Raw genomic sequence first — 16,412 nt, 5'->3', positions numbered from 1 at the left:
CGCCCCCGGCGTCGGTCCCTGCCACGGTGCGGGTGCCCGAATGGCGGGGACCGCCAGACGCATGGCCTCCGGTGTTGGCCTCTGCCATGGTGCGGGCGACTGAACGGCCGGGACGGCCAGACGCATGGCCCCCGGTGTCGGCACCTGCCACGGCGCGGCCGTCGGCCCCGGCTTCAGCAGCGCTCCCGGATTCGGACCTCCTCCCGGCAGCGGCCCCGGGGGCGGGCCTGCTTCCGGCTCCGGTCCTGGGTTCGGATATGGCCCCGGCACCGGTCACTTCATGTCCCGTCCTGGGCTCGGGCCTGTTTCCGGCGGCGGTCCCGGGGTCGGGCCTACTCCCGGCTCCCGTCCTGGGTGCGGACCTGGCTCCGGCACTGGTCCCAGGTTCGGACTTGGCCCCGGCGCTGGTCCCTTCATCGGCGGTCCTGGGCTCGGGCCTGCTCCCGGCAGCGGCCCCGGCTCCGTCATCTGTCCCGGGCTGAGTGCTGGTCCGGGGCGCGGCTGCGGATCCGTTTCCGCCATCGGTCCCGAGCTGGGTACTGCCCTGGGTCCTGGCTCCGGTCCCTGCCCGGTCACCGGTCGTGGCTCCGGTCGCGGCTCCGCCATCCGTCGCGAGCTGAGTACTGCTTCGGGTGCTGGCTCCGGTCGCGGCTCCGCCATCTGTCCCGAGCTGGGTACTGCCCTGGGTCCTGGCTCCGGTCCCTGCCCGGTCACCGGTCGCGGCTCCGGTCCCGATTCCGTCACCCGTCCTGAGCTGAGTGCTGCCCTGGGCCCCAGTCTCAGTCCGAGTCTCAGTCCGAGTCCGAGTCCCAGTCTCAGTCCGAGTCCCTGCTCCAGGCCCTGCCCCTGCTCCAGTCCCTGCTCCAGTCCCTGCTCCAGCGCCTGCCCCCGCCTCAGCCCCGCTCCCCGCCCGGTCTCCGCTCCCAGCCCCGTAACCCGTCCGAGCCTCAGTGCCGGTCCCTGCCCGGCCACCAGCTGTGGTCAGGAGCTGGCCCGCCCTCTCCTCGGCTCCGCTCCCAGCGGCCGCCGCGCCGGTCCCGGATCCTGCGCCGGCCCCGGCTTCGCTCCCAACTCCAGTGGCTGTCCCCGCCTGGGTTGCTGCCAGGGTCCCGCCCGCAGCCCCCGAGTCGGCCCCCGCTCCCCAGCGCTCGGCTCCACCGCCCCTCCCGGACCAACTCCCGGCTTCGGCTTCGGGCATGGCCGGGATGCCAGCACGGGCTCCGGCCATGCTCCCGGTCTGGCTGCTCCCGCCCGGAGGCCCGGCAGCAAGTCCGTTCCACGTTCCAGTGACCGCACCGGTCCAGCCCCTCCCGGCCACAGAAGCGGCATCAAGCCCGCCCCGCGCTCCGGCCCCACCGTCGGTCTCGGTCTCACTGCCGGTTGTTCCGATCCCTGCCCTGGCGCCCATATCGACCCAAGGGGACTCGCCGTCATGAGCCCAGCTTTGGAGGCCGGCCTCCCCGCCCCAGCGAGTTGGGGCGGCACCGGACCCCACTTCCCCGTGCGCCCTCCTCGCCTCAGCCCCCTCACTCCACCGAACCCCGCCAGGCCCAAGCCCAAGCTCATGCCCAAGCCCAGTCCCAAGCCCAAGTCCTCCGTATCCGCCCCACCCGGAAGCCCCCCGCACTCCCTCCCGCCCCGCCCGCGCAGTCATCCGCAACAGGCTGCCGCCCACCTCGCCCCCAGCCACCTCAATCGCCCCCCACAGCTATCGCGGCCAACCGGCGGCGCCGCACGCGGGGGAGGGCCTCGATCGTCGCGAGGTCCCAGCCGTACGCGGAGGCCAGTACATGGACGTCATGGTCCAGTTCGTCAAGGAGGGTCAGCAGGCCCCGCAGCACCAGCGTCTGGACGTCGACCGGGTGCTCCACCTCCCTGCCGCAGGCGGGGCAGTCGAAGGTCAGCGGGCCGGCGAGCGAATCGTCGATCAGCTCGAAGTCGTGGGGGGCCGGGGCGCGTTCGGGGATGCCCACCGTGCAGCGGCGCAGCAGCTCCGCCCGCCCCGCGGCATCCGGCGGCAGGTCGAGGAGATCGCCGTACGTGGGCTGGCGCAGGCCCCCCGCGCGACCGAGCACCGCGGTGCGGGGCCGGGCCGGCGGGACGGTGTCGGGGCCGAGCCGTACCGTGCTGAACTCCCCGCAGCCACAGGCCAGTACGGGCTCGATGTCCCGGCCGGTGAGCTCGCGGTGCAGGGCAAGGAGCAGCCGGTCACCCGTGGCGACGGGCAGCTCCGCCGGGTCATGTCCGGCGGCGGTGAGGAGCGCGATGACCTGTCCGAGCTCGGTCGTCCGCTCCCGCGCAGCGGCCAGCACGGAGAGCACGGCGAGCTCGGCGTCAAGTGGGGAGGGCGTCATGGCCTACGGCTCCGCCGGTGTGACCCAGGCGGTGTCGCGGTCGAAGGTCTCGAAGGCCAGCTTGATGGTCTCGATCGCCACGGCCGCGGTGGCCGCGTCGAGCTGGGGGAGCGCCGTGTACTCCGAGACCCAGCACCGGTTGAGCTTGTACGAAAGGACCTTCTGCTGGGCTTCGTTGTAGAGGTCGACCACGACATCCTTGCGGAAGTCCTTGAGCGACATCGGGCTGCCGGTGGCGTGCACCTTGTTCGCCCAGGCCTCGAACTCCCGGTCAAGGGTCACCCCGCGCTCCAGGGTCACGTCGTCGTAGCTGGTCACCCCGGGGCTCTTGCGCTGCCGTGCCGGATCGGAGCCGTCCCGGTGGGCGACCACCGTGGTCTTGCGGCTCAGCGGGCCCATCTTGGACAGTCCTGCCACCGTGCGCCCGTCCCACAGCACACGGAACATGAAGCTCTTGTAGGGGTCGAAGCGGTCGACGCCGCCGACCTTGAAGGGCGCCACGTCATGCCTCCAGTTGCGAGATCTGAGTGATCGTCACGATCACGAACTCTGCGGGCTTCAGCGGTGCGAACCCGACGACGACATTGACCCGGCCCAGATCGATCTCCGACTGCGGATTGACGGTCTCGTCGCAGGTCACGAAGAAGCTGTCGCCCTCGGCACGGCTCGTGCTCTGCTGGAACGCCCCCTGCTCGAAGAGCGTGCGCAGGAAGGACGTCACCGCGAGCCTCAACTGGGTCCACAGATCAGGGTCGTTGGGCTCGAACACCGCGAACTGCGTGCCCAGATAGAGCGATCCCGCGATGAAGTCCGTCAGCCGCCGCACCGGTACGTACTTGAAGTCCGAGCTCTGGGTGTCGGCCCCCTTGAGCGTCCGCGCGCCCCACACCACGGCCCCCGCCCCCGGGAACGTACGCAGCACATTGACGCCTCGTGGGTTCAGTACGCCGGACAGCGCGTCGTCGGTGGGCACGTCGAGCCCGGCGATGCCCGCGAGGGGCCCGTCCGCGAGACCGGCGGGTGCCTTCCACACCCCGCGTCCCGCATCCGTGCGGGCCATCACCCCGGCGACCGCCCCGCACGGCGGCAGGCTCAGCGTCACCGGGAGGCCACCGGGCCCGGTGTCGATCATGGTGACGCGCGGATAGTAGAGCGCCGCGTGCTCACCGAGCGCGGGCAGTCCGCCGAGGCCGGGGGCCGGGCTCACCGGCCAGTCCCGGGGTGTGTCGACGATCAGGAAGGCCCGCTCGCGCGTGCAGTACGCCATCGCCTCGGTCAGCTTCTGGTTGTTCACCAGCGTCGTGGGCTTCGTCAGGTCGGAGGCGGGCAGGTCGGGCAGGCAGAGCAGGTTGAACCGGGGGAATTCGAGGGTGCCGAAGGCGTAGATGCCGCCGACGCCGGACGACGGGACGACGCTGTCGGCGGAGAATGCGCCGTTCGCTCCGCCGGCGAATCCGATCGGCCCCGATGTGGTCTCGTTGGGCCGGATGCCGGCCGCACCGGACAGCTCGATGCCGCCCCAGGCACGGCCGAGGCCGAGTGTCTGCGACGCGTCGTTCTGCGCCGCGGGCAGCACGGTGACGCAGCGGTCGGCCCCGCCTCCCGCGGCGGTCGTGGTGAGCTCGAACCGGGTGTCGGGCGCGGGGATGTTCGTCTTCGATGTGAGCTGAAGGCCGGCGGCCTGGGCGGCGGCGTCGATCGCGTTGCGCACCTCGGTCTTGGTGCGGTCGGCGGGCGCCGCGAAGGGCAGCACCAGATCGACCGCGGGTCCGTGGTCGACCGAGACCCGCAGGGTCGCGTTGGCCGCCCCGAGCCTGACCGTCGAGGCACCGATGTCGATGCCGCGCGACACGGCCTGGTCGGTGGTGGTCTGCGCGCCGGACGCGAGCGCGGTCGTGACGAGCGCGGAGTCGGCGAGCACCCGTGGTGCGAAGCGCGGATGGGCCGTGGCCATCGAGAGCCCGGTGTACGCCTCCTCGGCGAGCACGGCCGATTCGCCGGTACGCGGGTCGGGGCCCCGCAGCCGCAGGGTGATCCCGAACTGGTCCTGCGGATTGTCGGACGTGCCGTAGGCGACGACCGCCTCCATGCCGGTGCCGCCGAGCTTGTTGGCCCACGACCCCGCTCCGCGCGCGGTCAGCACGATCCGTGCGGGCGGCGGGCTGCCGGTGCCGCCGAGCAGCGTCACGGAGGCGGCGGGCGCGGGGCTGACCGTGGTGCCCACGGTGACCGTGCCGACGACCCGCACCACCACGGCCTGCGAACCGCCGTTGGCGAAGAACATCTGCACCGCGTGCCCCATGGGCCGCGCCTCGTCCCAGGGCGTCCCGAAGGTCCGTACGTACTGCGCGAGCGAGCCGACCGGCACCGGCACGTTCACCGGCCCCCGCCGGGCCTGCCCCACGAAGGCCGCAACCGATGTGGCGACACCGGCGATCGAGTGTGCGCCGGAGGGGACCTCCTGAACATAGACACCTGGATACGAAGTCTGCACAGGCATCGCGTGCCTCCTTCACGACTCCACGACTCCACGACCGGGACCGCTCAGCTTTGCCGCCGCCCGTCACGCGCCCGTCACCGCAGGTCCCGGGACAGCACGATTCCGGTCCCCCGGTCGAGCGAGCGCACCCGGAAGCGACGGCTGCCGCGCCGCTGCCCGAACCCCTTGACCCGGTAGGGGAACCGGGACTCCGTCCACAGGCAGGCCGCCCCGCCCGGCGAGAACGACAGCGCGGACACGGCACCGAAGCGGAACCCGCGCACGGGGTGCTGGCGGTAGGGAAAGGTGACGTCGAACTCCAGCACGCGACGCCCCGTCACCGCGTACCAGGCGGGGCGGAGCGCGGCGACGGCGGGAAGCCGTCCCTCCGTGATCTCGGCGGCGCGCTCCCCGCCGAGGGCGAGTACCGCGAGGCGGCGGTACACCGACTCGTACACGACGAGACCCCCGCTCAGCCAGGCCAGCGATGTGGAGATGTGCGGCGGCGGATCGACTCCCATGGTCCGCCAGCCCGCCCCCTCCCACAGCCGCAGCTCGACGACATCGCGGGTGCTCTGCGGCAGGACGGTCACCAGAAGCCGGCCGTCCTCCGGCGCCGCGGCGAGCGCGCCGATCCGCCCTCCGGGGCGCGGCACGGGCTCGGGGGCCAGCCCCGGCAGGGAGATGCGGACGAGGTGCGCGGCGCCGGGCCCGGCCGCCGCCCACAGCCTTCCCGACACGTCCTGGGCGAGATGCACCGCCGCCGGTGCGCCGGCGCGCACGGCGAGCGGACGCCCCCGGTCTCCGACGCCCGCGTAAAGCTGCCAGCCCGCCGCCGTACTGAAGAAGCTCAGCACGTGGGTCCCGGCGGGCAGTCCTTCTTGCCGCCACGGTAGGGCGCGGGGGCATCGTCCCAGCCGACGCAGGTGCCGAGCGCCTTCGGCTTGGGATCCATTCCGGCACAGCAGGCACGGGCCAGCGTCCCGGCGAACGTATTGCTGTTGGGGCCCGTGAGCTTGTAGAGGCTGGGGTTGTTGTACGCGCGGAACGTGGCGGCCATGCACTCGGGGACGGAGGTGACGCCGGCCTTCGGCTCACAGGCCAGACAGGTGGGCGTCTTACCGCAGGGATCGGGGGAGTTGTCCCACTTCTGGCCCGAGGTGCCGGTGAGCGGGTTGTCCAGGGTGCCCTGCGGGCACATCGGGCTGATGATCGCGTAGTTGAACGGCGGCGCGTCGATGTAGGCGTGGTTGCCGAAGGGGCCGATCTGCAAGGGCCGCGCACACACCCGCACCCCGCCACTGCCCGTGACGGGCCCGATCGTCGGCGGCCGCGGCGCGACCAGCGGAGCCGCCTCACTCCCCGCGCCCGCCGCCGTCACCTCCTCCCAACCACCACTGGCCCCACCCCCACCGGACTCCCCGCCTCCGCCGATGCCGGGCTCGGACGTCCCGTCCGAGAGGCGGCGCAGCATTTGCTGGGAGGAGCGCTCGGCCGTTGGGCTCTCCGCGCTCGCCGACGGTGTGTCATCCCAATTCGCCCACGCTCCACCGGACTTGTCGCCCCCGCCGACGCCGGGCTCGGACATCCCGTGCGTCCGGCGGCGCAGCATCTGCTCGGCGGAGTGCTCGGCCGTCGGGCTCTCCGCGCTCGCCGACGGTACGTCGTCCCAACTCGCCCTCGGGCCACCGGACTTGTCGCCTCCGCCGATGTCGGCCTCGGGTATCCCGTCGGGTAGGCGGCGCAGCATCTGCTGGGAGGAGTGCTCGGCCGCCGGACTCTCCGTACTTGTCGGCGGTGCCTCTCCCCAACTCGCCCTCGCCTCAGTGGACTTGTCGCCTCCGCCGAGACTGCGCCCGGACATCCCGTCCGACACGCGGCGCAGCACCCGCTCGGCGCCCGTGTCGGCCGCGCGTTCCTCGGGGTCGGCGGGATCGCCGACCCGCATCGGCCGCACCGGGCCCGCGCCCCCGCCGGAGCCCCGCTGCTGCAGTACATGCGTCAGCTCATGGGCCAGCACGCGCGCGCCCGCGGGCTCCTCGGGCCGGTAGCCGCCCGCGCCGAACACGACGTGCTCGCCCACCGTGTACGCCGTGGCATCGAGTTCGCTCGCCGTGGCGGCGGCGAGCGGACCCGTGTGCACCCGCACCGAGCCGAACCCCGCGCCGAAGCCCCGCTCCATCGTCCGGCGGACCCCCGGCCCCAGTGGCGTGCCCGGCTGCGCGAGCACCTGATGCACCCCGGCGGGCACCGGGGGCGCGGCGCCGGCCCCGCCGCTGCGCCGCACCTTGTCGCGATCGCAGCCCTGCGGCGGGCAGGTGTGACCACCGCAGCGCCGCACTACAGAGGGCGCGTACGTATTCATCGCTCCAGACCAGCAGGGGCGCGTCACCACTGCGTCACGTCGTGGTACAGCAGGGCGACCAGGCCCGGCGCGGGCCGCACGCCGAGATCCCGGTCCAGGAGCCGCGCGTATGCGTCCAGGCTGCGCCGCCCCTCGATCCAGTTGCCCTCGGCGAGATGCGCCTCGATCAGTACGCGCTGTGCGCTCTCCCGCAGCGGCTCGGCGCAGACCGCCGCCATCGCGGCCTCCACGGATTCCGCGTGCAGCCCCCGGCGGGCCAGCTGCCTGCTCTGTGCCTCCAGGGCGTGCAGCAGCCGCTGCCGGACGCGCTCGCGCTCGATCAGCGCCCAGTCCTCGTACCAGCCCGGCAGCAGGTCGAGCGCCTCCATGTCGCGCGGCACCATCCGCAGCTCGGCGCTGGACGCGGTCCCCTCGATGACCCGGGTCGCCCACCGGCTGATCGCATCGACGTCGAGCACCACATCGGCCCGCAGACAGAGGCCGTACTTGTCGGTGTCGAGCAGCGGCACGCCCATCTGCCGCAGCCGCCACAGCGCGGAGCGCAGATTGCCGCCCGCCCGTGCCTCGTCGTTGACCGGCCACAGCGATCCGGCGGCGGACATCCGTTCCACGCGGCCGTGGCGCAGCGCGACGAAGACGAGCAGGCGTTTGCCGCTCCGAGGCACCTCCATGCGGCGTGCGCCGACGCTGACGAAGGGTTCCCCGAGAAGGTGCAGGACAGGGAGCGGGTCGAGAGGGTCCTCCGCGATGACTGCCTGCGGGAAGTCGGGCACGGTCACGCACCCCCTGAACGGCCGGCCGCGGCGTGACAGGGGACGGATTCGTCACCGATCGGTGACCGGGCGCTGAGTGCCGGTGTATCAGGGTGTCTCAGGACTCCGGCTCCCCGGCGAGAAAGGCGAGCAAGAACTCCCGCACGGTCTGTACGGCGGTCTCGGCATCTGTCGTAGAGGTCCGCACGGCCGCCGTGTCGCGCTCGACGTCCGCGTACATCCGCACCGTGATCAGCACGCCACGGCTCTGCACCTCCACCCGGACCAGACAGACGCCGGCCCTGGGCTGCTCGGGAAGCATGTGCACAGCCTGCCAGGCCGCCGTCACCGTGGCGTTCGGCCGGGCGGCGACGGTGACGCCGCGGAAGAGGGCCGCGAGGAGACCTCGCGGCGCCGCGGCTTGGGCGGCGACCTGGGATCCGCTGCTGCGCGGCCGGCCGAGCGACTGACCGGCGGCCCATCCGGGCCACGCACCGCACCCGTACGGGTGACCGCCCGGCGCGTCCCCTTGGTGAGCGCCGGTGACGGAGGTGCCCTGGCCTCTCTCCGGCGCCGCAGCGCGCCACCGTCCCAGGAGGTCCCATGAGGTCCCGCCCCACGTCCCGCCTGCGCCCCCTCGCCACGACCGCCGCCGCTCTGATCGCGCTCTCCGCGGCGGCCCCCGCGTACGCCGTCGAGCTGCCCCCTCAAGACCGAGGAGACCTCTTCCTGACCGTCTCAGGGGCCGAGAACACCTGGATCCGCGGCGTGCTGCTGACCTGCGAGCCCGAGCCGTCGGGCCGTCATCCGCACGCGGCGAAGGCCTGCGCGGCGATCGAGAGGGCGGGCGGCGACCTCGACGCGCTGCCGGCGGAGTCGGGGATCTGCACCAAGCAGTACGCACCGGTCACCGTCAGCGCGAGCGGCACGTATCGGGGGCGCCCGGTCGGCTGGCACAAGACGTACGACAACGCCTGCACGATGACGTACTCGACGGGCGACGTCTTCCGCTTCTGACGCCGCCCCGCACGTCCTCCTGCCGCCGTCGCGCGGCGCCCCTCAGGGGGTGCTGCGCGACAGCACCATCGCCAAGGTGAGCATCCCGATCACGACCCAGCCGAACCACAGCCAGCCGTTGCTCCCGAGCGCCACGCTGTAGGCCGTCACCGCGACCAGACCACCGATGGTGAATACACCCATCGTCTTCGTCGAACCAGGCATAGCCCTGCCTCCTCCCGGCAGCCCCGGCGCCTCGACGCCAAGACCGCGGCCTGAGACCATCCTGACCCGCGAAGACCCTTCGCCGCTAGCGCCCGCGCGCGGCCAGTGATGCCAGATAGGCGTTGTACGCCTCCAGCTCCTTGTCACCGTCACGGTCCGCGGCCCGGTCCGTACGCCGTGCCTGGCGCTGTTCGGAGCGGTACCACTGGAAGAGCAGCGCGAGCAGCACAAGCACCGAAGGCACCTCGCTGAACGCCCAGGCGATGCCGCCCGCGGCGCTCTGATCGGACAGCGCGTCGATGCCGAGGGAGGCGGGCGGGTTCTTGTAGGTGCCGATCATCGGCTCGGACGCCATCATCAGCGCGATGCCGAAGAACGCGTGGAAGGGCATGCCCGCGAAGAGCTCCAGCATCCGCATGATGTAGCCGGGCCGGTGCGGCCCCGGGTCCACGCCCATGATCGGCCAGAAGAAGACCAGGCCGACCGCGAGGAAGTGCACCATCATCCCGATGTGGCCCGCCTTGGAGCCCATCAGTGTGTCGAAGATCGGCGTGAAGTACAGGGCGTACAGGCTCGCGATGAACAGCGGGATGGTGAAAGCGGGGTGCGTGATGATCCGCATGTACCGGCTGTGCAGCACCCAAAGGAGCCACTCGCGCGGGCCCTTGCGGCCCTTGCCCGCGACCGGAAGGGCGCGGAGGGCGAGGGTGATCGGGGCGCCCATCAGGATCAGGATCGGCGAGAGCATGCTGATGACCATGTGCTGCACCATGTGCACGCTGAACATGACCATGCCGTAGTCGTTGAGCTTGGTGCACATCACGAGCAGGATGGTCAGCACGCCCGCCACGAAGGACACCGTGCGGCCCACCGGCCACTTGTCGCCGCGCCGCACGAGCCGTGCCACGCCCCAGCCGTAGAGGGCCAGGGCCACCAGGCTGCCGATGAGGAAAAAGGGGTCGGCCGAGAGTTCAAGACCCCGCCCCAGCGTGAACGGCGGCAGGTCCATGTCCATGCCGTGCCCGCTGTGATCCATCCAATGGCTCCTGTTTCGTGCGGTTGTGCGCTGTGTGTCCGCACCAGACTAGAACGGCCCCCGGACGCCGTTGCGTCCGGGGGCCGTTCAAGAAGGGCATGGGTTCGCGCCCCGAAGGGGCGCGGGGCTGTGACATATGCGGCTCCGCCGCGTGGGCGCGACCAGCCACGAGGCACCTGCAGGTGCGTGACGGCCGGGTGCGGCACATCCAGCGGAGCGTTACAGCACGCACTCCGCCTCGGCGTACCGCTCGTCCGGCACCGTCTTCAGCGTCTCGACCGCCTCGGCCAGCGGCACCATCGTGATGTCCGTGCCGCGCAGCGCCGTCATCTTGCCGAACTCGCCGCGGTGCACAGCCTCCACGGCGTGCCAGCCGAAGCGGGTCGCGAGCACCCGGTCGTACGCGGTGGGGGTGCCGCCGCGCTGGACGTGCCCGAGGATCACCGGACGCGCCTCCTTGCCCAGGCGCTGCTCCAGCTCGCCGGAGAGCCGCGTGGCGATGCCCGCGAAGCGCTCGTGGCCGTACATGTCCTTGACGCCCTCGTCGAACTCCATGGAGCCGGGCGCCGGCTTGGCGCCCTCGGCGGCCACGACGATGGCGAACTTCTTGCCCGCGGAGAAGCGCTCGCCGACCTTCGCGGTGAGCTCCTCGATGTCGAAGGGGCGCTCCGGCACGACGATGGCGTGCGCACCGGCGGCCATGCCCGAGTGCAGCGCGATCCAGCCGGTGTGCCGGCCCATGACCTCGACGATCAGGACGCGCTGGTGGGACTCGGCGGTCGTCTTGAGCCGGTCGAGCGCCTCGGTGGCGACACCGACGGCGGTGTCGAAGCCGAAGGTGACGTCGGTGACGGCGATGTCGTTGTCGATCGTCTTCGGCACGCCGACGATCGGGAGCCCGCCGTCGGACAGGAGACGGGCCGCCTTGAGCGTGCCCTCTCCGCCGATCGGGATGATCGCGTCGAGGCCGAGGTCCTGGACGTGGCCCTTGGCCCGCTCCACGCCGTCGCGCAGATGCGCGGGCTGTACGCGGGACGAGCCGAGAATCGTTCCGCCGCGGGCCAGGATGCCGCCGACCGCGTCAAGGTCGAGCTTGCGGTAGTCGCACTCCAGCAGACCCTTCCAGCCGTCGTGGAAGCCGATGACCTCGTCGCCGTGGTCCACGACGGCGCGGTGCACGACCGAACGGATGACGGCGTTCAGGCCGGGGCAGTCGCCGCCGGAGGTCAGGACACCAATGCGCATAGCCCGGGAAACCTTTGCAACGTGGGCCGAAATCCGGACCACGTCGTCCGGCTGGAACCCCGCCACCCTATAGGCGGCAGGGGGCGGGGCTGCACCGGGCGTCCGACTGCTGGACGCCGCCGCTCACTTGTGCGGCAAGGGCTTCAGGCGGGCTGCTTCAGGCGGGCTGATTCAGGCCGGCTGCTGGGCCGCCGCCACGCGCTCGGCGCGCAGCGCCTCGTACCAGCGGTCGTCCGTCGGCGGCAGCGCGTTCACATCGAGGGCCAGCTTCAGGAGCAGGTCCGCGATCTGCGGGTTGCGGGCCAGGACCGGGCCGTGCATGTACGTGCCGAAGACCGTGCCGTTGTACGCGCCCTCGGTGCCGTCGCCCGTGCCGTTGCCCCGGCCCAGCGTGACGCGCGCGAAGGGGCGCGCGGAGGGGCCGATGTGCGTGATGCCCTGGTGGTTCTCGAAGCCGGTCAGCGGGGGCAGGCCCAGCTGCGGGTCGATGTCGCCCAGGACGTCGCCGACGCACCGCTCGCCCTCGCCGCGCGTGGAGATCACGTCGAGCAGGCCGAGGCCCGGCTCGCGCTGGCCCAGGTCGTTGATGAACTCCTGGCCCAGGATCTGGTAGCCCGCGCACACCGAGAAGACGATCGCGCCGTTGCCGACCGCGCGCTGCAGACCGCCGTCGCGCCGCAGCCGCTCGGCGGCCAGGCGCTGCGGACGGTCCTCGCCGCCGCCGATCAGGTAGATGTCGCCGGAGGTGGGCACCGGCTGGTCGCTGCGCACGTCGTAGCGCTCGACCTGGAGGCCGCGTTGGTGGGCGCGGCGCTCCACGACCAGGGCGTTGCCCTGGTCTCCGTACGTGCTCAGCAGGTCGGGGTAGACCCACACCAGCCGCAGGCTGTTGTCGCTCATGCTCATTCGTCCCTACGAGGGTCTAGAGGGTCCGGTGGGGTCAGTTGCCGACGCGGCGGCGCAGGTCCTGGAACGCGGTGTAGTTCGCGATCGTCTCGATCCGTCCGGGCGGCGCCAGCTGCACGGCCTCGTCGAGGGACTCGCACACCCGGAAGTCCAGGCCCGCGACCTCAAGACGCACGGCCAGGTCCAGCTTGCGGTCGCCGAGCACGAAGATCGGGTGTCCGGCCAGACGCGTGTAGTCGACGTCCCACAGCCAGGAGGTGTCGGTGCCGTCGGCGCCGCGGGCGTTGACGGAGAGCACGACGGGGGTCGGCGGCGGGTCGATGAGAGAAAACGTTTCGAGCCAGCCGGCCGGGTTCTTCGCGAGCAGCAGACGCAGATCGCGGCCCTGGAACTGCACGACGTCATAGCGTCCCGCGACGGCCTGGACCTGGTACATGCGCTCCAGGGCGACCTGCGGCGGCACGCCGAAGACGGCGGCGACGGCGGCCGACGTGGTCGCGTTGGCCTTGTTCGCCCGGCCCGGCAGCTGCAGATGGATCGGCCAGGCCGAGCCGTGCGGGTCGAGGACGTGGTCGCCGGAGAGCACCCAGCTGGGCGCGGGGCGGCGGAATCCGCACTCGCCGCAGAACCAGTCGTCGCCGGGGCGCTGCATCACGCCGCCGCAGGAGGGGCAGGACCAGGCGTCGTCCTTCCACTCCTGGCCCGCGGCCACCCACACCACGTTCGGGGACGAGGACGCGGCCCAGACGACCAGCGGGTCGTCCGCGTTGGCGATCACGACGGCCTTGGAGCCCGCGAGGCCCTCACGCCAGTTCTCGGCCATCATGCGGGTCTCGGCGGCGCGGTCCAGCTGGTCGCGCGAGAGGTTGAGCAGCGCGATCGCCTTCGGCTCCACGTCACGGGCGACACCGGCGAGGTACTTCTCGTCGACCTCGATCACGCCGAACTTGGCGTCCGAGCCGCCCGCGAGGGCCGAGGTGATGCCGGCCGGCATGTTCGCGCCCAGCGCGTTCGACACCACGGGCCCTGCGGCGCGCAGCGCCTCCGCGAGCAGCCGGGTCGTGGTCGTCTTGCCGTTCGTGGCGGAGACGAGCACCACGTCCAGGTGCGTGGCCAGTCGCCCGAGCAGGTCGGGGTCGAGCTTGAGTGACACGCGGCCGCCGATCACCGATCCGCTGCCGCGGCCCGCCGCGCGCGAAACGGCCGCGGCGGCCTTGCCTGCCGTCACGGCCAGCTTGGCCCGCGGCGACAGCGGGTCCGTGTTGCCTGCCATCAGTTCTGGATCCTCCTTGCGTACGGCGCCGCGTCTGCCCCCGGCAACGCGATGGACCTCAGCCTATCGAGATCCACTCGCAAGCCCGAACCGCGGCACCACCCCGGCCCCGGGGCTATCCAAGGACCGTACCCTTGCGGCCATGCGACACGGCTCGATCCCGGGCGCCTCTGGGCGCGTACGACCCCTGACCCTGCTCGGTGACCCCGTGCTGCACAACCCCTGCGAGGAGGTCACCGACTTCGGCCCCGAACTGGCCCGCCTCATCGAGGACATGTACGCCACGATGTACGCCGCCCAGGGCGTGGGCCTCGCCGCCAACCAGATCGGCGTGAACCAGCGGGTCTTCGTGTACGACTGCCCGGACGACGAGGACGTGCGCCATCTTGGGTACGTGGTGAATCCGCGCCTGGTGGAAGCGGACGGCGTCACTGTGCGCGGGCCCGAGGGCTGTCTGTCGCTGCCGGGTCTCGAGGCGGGCACGCCGCGCTTCGACCACGCCGTGGTGGAGGGCTTCGACCGGCTGGGGGAGCCGGTGCGGGTGCACGGCACCGGCTGGTTCGCGCGCTGCCTGCAGCACGAGTGCGACCACCTGGAGGGCGGCGTCTACACCGACCACGTCACCGGCTGGCGGCGGCGCAGGGTGCTGCGGGCCGCCGCCAAGGCGTCCTGGAGCGGCTGAACCCCGCCCCGGGGCCCGCTCAGAAGCCGGGGCCGCCGACGCGGTCGGCTGCCGCCGCGAGCCGGCCCCACAGCAGATCGGCCAGGCTGCTGACCAACTCGGCGCGCGAGCACGGCCGTTCGCCGAGCCACCAGTCGCCGGCGGCGTGCATCATGCCGACGATGCCGTGCCCCCACACGCGGGCGAGCTGTGCGCTGCCAGGACCGAGGTCGATCCGCTCCTCGATGACCTGCGCGAGTTCCTCGCCCATGCGGCGCAGCACCGGGGCGGAGTGCAGGCCCACGTCGAAACCCTGCTCGCCGGAGGTGGCGCCGTCCGACGGATGCATCAGGAACCGGTACACCTGCGGGCGGGCCTCGATCGCCGCGAGGTAGGTGTCGAGCGTCTGCTCGACCCGCTCCCTGCGCTCGGCCGGGGCGTCCAGGGCGGCGCGCAGCGAGCCGAGGAGCGCGTCGGTGTGCCGCTTGGCGAGCGCGGCGTACAGGCCGCCCTTGTCGCCGAAGTGGCGGTACAGGATCGGCTTGGTGATGCCCGCCTCGGCGGCGATGGCGTTCATCGAGGCACCGGGACCGTCGCGCAGCACCACCCGGTCGGCGGCCTCCAGCAACTCGCGCCGCCGGCGCTCGGCAGACCGCTGCTGCTCGGTCTGCTGTGTGGTGGTCTCCATAGCGTTTCTCTCCCCGCCCGTGCGATTGCGTGACGCACGCGCAACGTAACACCCCACAGGATGTGCCGATCGAACGGGCGGCCGGGAGTTGACAGCGGCTACCGGCCGGTAACAGACTCCCGTTACCGCAAGTAACGCTTGTCTTGATCGCAGGTCCTGGAGGGGTCATGGCCGAGTTCACCATGGAGCTCAACGACGAACAGAAGGAGGTCCGGGACTGGCTCCACGGTTTCGCCGCTGATGTGATGCGCCCCGCGGCCGCCGAGTGGGACGAGCGCGAGGAGACGCCCTGGCCCATCATCCAGGAGGCCTCGAAGCTGGGAATTTACTCCCTGGACTTCTACGCCCAGCAGTTCTTCGACCCCACGGGCCTCGGCATCCCGATGGCGACCGAGGAGATCTTCTGGGGCGACGCGGGCATCGGCCTGTCCATCATGGGCACGGGCCTGGCCGCCGTCGGCGTGCTCGCCAACGGCACCGAGGAGCAGATCGGGACCTGGATCCCGCAGATGTACGGCGACGTGAACGACGTGAAGGTGGCCGCCTTCTGCTCCTCCGAGCCCGACGCCGGGTCGGACGTGGCGGCGATGCGCACCCGCGCGGTCTACGACGCGGCCAAGGACGAGTGGGTCCTCAACGGCACCAAGACCTGGGCGACCAACGGCGGCATAGCCAACGTCCACGTCGTCGTGGCCGTCGTCGACGCCGAGCTCGGCTCGAAGGGGCACGCCTCCTTCATCGTCCCGCCGAACACCCCCGGCCTCTCCCAGGGCCAGAAGTTCAAGAAGCACGGCATCCGCGCCTCGCACACCGCCGAGGTCGTCCTGGAGGACGTACGGATCCCCGGGCACTGCCTGCTCGGCGGCAAGGAGAAGCTGGACGAGCGCCTGGCCCGCGCCCGGGAGCGCGCGAAGTCGGGCGGCGAGCGCGTCAAGAACGCGGCGATGGCCACCTTCGAGGCCTCGCGCCCGGCGGTCGGCGCCATGGCCGTGGGCACGGCCCGTGCTGCTTACGAGGAGGCCCTGGAGTACGCCAAGACGCGTACGCAGTTCGGTCGCCCGATCATCGACAACCAGGGCATCGCCTTCCAGCTCGCCGACATGCGTACGCAGATCGACGCGGCCCGTCTGCTCGTCTGGCGTGCCTCGTGGATGGCGAGCACCGGCAAGAAGTTCGAGTCGGCCGAGGGCTCCATGTCCAAGCTGTATGCGAGCGAGGTCGCCAAGAAGGTCACCGCACAGGCGGTGCAGATCCTCGGCGGCAACGGCTTCACGCGCGAGTACCCGGTGGAGCGCATGCACCGCGACGCCGCGATCTACACGATCTTCGAGGGCACGAGCGAGATCCAGCGCCTGGTGATTGCCCGTACGTTGTCGGGGATGCCGATCCGCTAGCACTGCAGGCGGCCGCGTGTTTGATCTTCGAGGTTAGG

Annotated in this window: 16 protein-coding genes; 3 read left to right on the top strand and 13 right to left on the bottom strand. The window is 72.0% G+C overall.

Annotated elements, in window-relative coordinates:
• Positions 1 to 1,691: 1,691 nt before the first annotated feature.
• The 7 genes from OG453_RS40380 to OG453_RS40350 form a co-directional block, all read right to left on the bottom strand.
• A complete protein-coding gene (locus OG453_RS40380; RefSeq protein WP_266873693.1) occupies positions 1,692 to 2,354 on the bottom strand; it encodes a hypothetical protein in 663 nt (220 codons plus the stop codon).
• A 3-nt stretch (positions 2,355 to 2,357) separates the two neighbouring features.
• A complete protein-coding gene (locus tag OG453_RS40375) occupies positions 2,358 to 2,855 on the bottom strand; it encodes a phage tail protein (protein ID WP_266873692.1) in 498 nt (165 codons plus the stop codon).
• Between the two features lies 1 nt (position 2,856).
• Positions 2,857 to 4,854 carry a phage tail sheath C-terminal domain-containing protein gene (locus tag OG453_RS40370; protein WP_266873691.1) on the bottom strand — a complete coding sequence of 666 codons (1,998 nt, stop codon included), beginning with the start codon at positions 4,852 to 4,854 and terminating at the stop codon, positions 2,857 to 2,859.
• Between the two features lie 74 nt (positions 4,855 to 4,928).
• Positions 4,929 to 5,690 carry a hypothetical protein gene (locus OG453_RS40365; RefSeq protein ID WP_266873690.1) on the bottom strand — a complete coding sequence of 254 codons (762 nt, stop codon included), beginning with the start codon at positions 5,688 to 5,690 and terminating at the stop codon, positions 4,929 to 4,931.
• A complete protein-coding gene (locus OG453_RS40360) occupies positions 5,684 to 7,198 on the bottom strand; it encodes a DUF4157 domain-containing protein (RefSeq protein ID WP_266873689.1) in 1,515 nt (504 codons plus the stop codon). Before OG453_RS40360 ends, OG453_RS40365 begins: the two co-directional genes overlap by 7 nt.
• 23 nt (positions 7,199 to 7,221) lie before the next feature.
• Positions 7,222 to 7,977, bottom strand: coding sequence for a BTAD domain-containing putative transcriptional regulator (locus tag OG453_RS40355; protein ID WP_266873688.1), 756 nt, complete (start codon positions 7,975 to 7,977; stop codon positions 7,222 to 7,224).
• Between the two features lie 91 nt (positions 7,978 to 8,068).
• Positions 8,069 to 8,272 carry a hypothetical protein gene (locus tag OG453_RS40350; protein ID WP_266873687.1) on the bottom strand — a complete coding sequence of 68 codons (204 nt, stop codon included), beginning with the start codon at positions 8,270 to 8,272 and terminating at the stop codon, positions 8,069 to 8,071.
• A gap of 281 nt (positions 8,273 to 8,553) precedes the next feature.
• On the opposite strand from OG453_RS40350, the gene OG453_RS40345 reads away from it, so the two are divergent.
• Complete coding sequence (locus OG453_RS40345) at positions 8,554 to 8,967, top strand: SSI family serine proteinase inhibitor (protein WP_266873686.1); 414 nt, start codon at positions 8,554 to 8,556, stop codon at positions 8,965 to 8,967.
• A 42-nt stretch (positions 8,968 to 9,009) separates the two neighbouring features.
• On the opposite strand, the gene OG453_RS40340 is transcribed toward OG453_RS40345, so the two are convergent.
• The 5 genes from OG453_RS40340 to OG453_RS40320 all read right to left on the bottom strand — a co-directional run bounded on the left by OG453_RS40340 (position 9,010) and on the right by OG453_RS40320 (position 13,631).
• Positions 9,010 to 9,171 carry a hypothetical protein gene (locus tag OG453_RS40340; RefSeq protein WP_167828718.1) on the bottom strand — a complete coding sequence of 54 codons (162 nt, stop codon included), beginning with the start codon at positions 9,169 to 9,171 and terminating at the stop codon, positions 9,010 to 9,012.
• Between the two features lie 85 nt (positions 9,172 to 9,256).
• Positions 9,257 to 10,207: a cytochrome c oxidase assembly protein gene (locus tag OG453_RS40335; RefSeq protein WP_266873685.1), complete on the bottom strand. Its 951-nt coding sequence runs from the start codon at positions 10,205 to 10,207 to the stop codon at positions 9,257 to 9,259.
• 219 nt (positions 10,208 to 10,426) lie between these two features.
• Positions 10,427 to 11,452: a 6-phosphofructokinase gene (locus tag OG453_RS40330; RefSeq protein WP_266873684.1), complete on the bottom strand. Its 1,026-nt coding sequence runs from the start codon at positions 11,450 to 11,452 to the stop codon at positions 10,427 to 10,429.
• 171 nt (positions 11,453 to 11,623) lie between these two features.
• The gene (locus OG453_RS40325; RefSeq protein WP_266873683.1) at positions 11,624 to 12,352 is read right to left on the bottom strand and encodes a type 1 glutamine amidotransferase; all 729 of its coding nucleotides are present in this window, start codon (positions 12,350 to 12,352) and stop codon (positions 11,624 to 11,626) included.
• 40 nt (positions 12,353 to 12,392) lie between these two features.
• Positions 12,393 to 13,631 carry a MurT ligase domain-containing protein gene (locus OG453_RS40320; protein WP_135330083.1) on the bottom strand — a complete coding sequence of 413 codons (1,239 nt, stop codon included), beginning with the start codon at positions 13,629 to 13,631 and terminating at the stop codon, positions 12,393 to 12,395.
• Between the two features lie 142 nt (positions 13,632 to 13,773).
• Here OG453_RS40320 and def point away from each other — a divergent pair, with 142 nt between their 5' ends.
• Positions 13,774 to 14,313 (top strand): peptide deformylase, encoded by a 540-nt coding sequence (gene def, locus OG453_RS40315; protein WP_266873682.1) that lies wholly within the window; start codon positions 13,774 to 13,776, stop codon positions 14,311 to 14,313.
• A 19-nt stretch (positions 14,314 to 14,332) separates the two neighbouring features.
• Here def and OG453_RS40310 read toward each other — a convergent pair whose 3' ends face one another.
• Positions 14,333 to 14,980, bottom strand: a complete 648-nt coding sequence (locus OG453_RS40310; RefSeq protein ID WP_266873681.1) for a TetR family transcriptional regulator — start codon at positions 14,978 to 14,980, stop codon at positions 14,333 to 14,335.
• Between the two features lie 167 nt (positions 14,981 to 15,147).
• Between OG453_RS40310 and OG453_RS40305 the strand changes: the two genes are divergently transcribed.
• The gene (locus OG453_RS40305) at positions 15,148 to 16,374 is read left to right on the top strand and encodes an acyl-CoA dehydrogenase family protein (protein WP_266873680.1); all 1,227 of its coding nucleotides are present in this window, start codon (positions 15,148 to 15,150) and stop codon (positions 16,372 to 16,374) included.
• Positions 16,375 to 16,412 lie beyond the last annotated feature (38 nt).

The sequence above is a fragment of the Streptomyces sp. NBC_01381 genome (assembly GCF_026340305.1).
GTDB lineage: Bacteria > Actinomycetota > Actinomycetes > Streptomycetales > Streptomycetaceae > Streptomyces.
The sequence above is the reverse complement of the archived record's forward strand: the minus strand, read 5'-3'. Positions and strand labels throughout refer to the sequence as shown.

Bases quoted from the DNA above. Each gene is read 5' to 3' on its own strand.
- OG453_RS40380 (WP_266873693.1), bottom strand. From the start codon at position 2,354: ATGACGCCCTCCCCACTTGACGCCGAGCTCGCCGTGCTCTCCGTGCTG.
- OG453_RS40370 (WP_266873691.1), bottom strand. From the start codon at position 4,854: ATGCCTGTGCAGACTTCGTATCCAGGTGTCTATGTTCAGGAGGTCCCC.
- OG453_RS40360 (WP_266873689.1), bottom strand. From the start codon at position 7,198: ATGAATACGTACGCGCCCTCTGTAGTGCGGCGCTGCGGTGGTCACACC.
- OG453_RS40350 (WP_266873687.1), bottom strand. From the start codon at position 8,272: ATGCTTCCCGAGCAGCCCAGGGCCGGCGTCTGTCTGGTCCGGGTGGAG.
- OG453_RS40345 (WP_266873686.1), top strand. From the start codon at position 8,554: ATGAGGTCCCGCCCCACGTCCCGCCTGCGCCCCCTCGCCACGACCGCC.
- OG453_RS40340 (WP_167828718.1), bottom strand. From the start codon at position 9,171: ATGCCTGGTTCGACGAAGACGATGGGTGTATTCACCATCGGTGGTCTG.
- OG453_RS40335 (WP_266873685.1), bottom strand. From the start codon at position 10,207: ATGGATCACAGCGGGCACGGCATGGACATGGACCTGCCGCCGTTCACG.
- OG453_RS40330 (WP_266873684.1), bottom strand. From the start codon at position 11,452: ATGCGCATTGGTGTCCTGACCTCCGGCGGCGACTGCCCCGGCCTGAAC.
- OG453_RS40325 (WP_266873683.1), bottom strand. From the start codon at position 12,352: ATGAGCGACAACAGCCTGCGGCTGGTGTGGGTCTACCCCGACCTGCTG.
- OG453_RS40320 (WP_135330083.1), bottom strand. From the start codon at position 13,631: ATGGCAGGCAACACGGACCCGCTGTCGCCGCGGGCCAAGCTGGCCGTG.
- def (WP_266873682.1), top strand. From the start codon at position 13,774: ATGCGACACGGCTCGATCCCGGGCGCCTCTGGGCGCGTACGACCCCTG.
- OG453_RS40310 (WP_266873681.1), bottom strand. From the start codon at position 14,980: ATGGAGACCACCACACAGCAGACCGAGCAGCAGCGGTCTGCCGAGCGC.
- OG453_RS40305 (WP_266873680.1), top strand. From the start codon at position 15,148: ATGGCCGAGTTCACCATGGAGCTCAACGACGAACAGAAGGAGGTCCGG.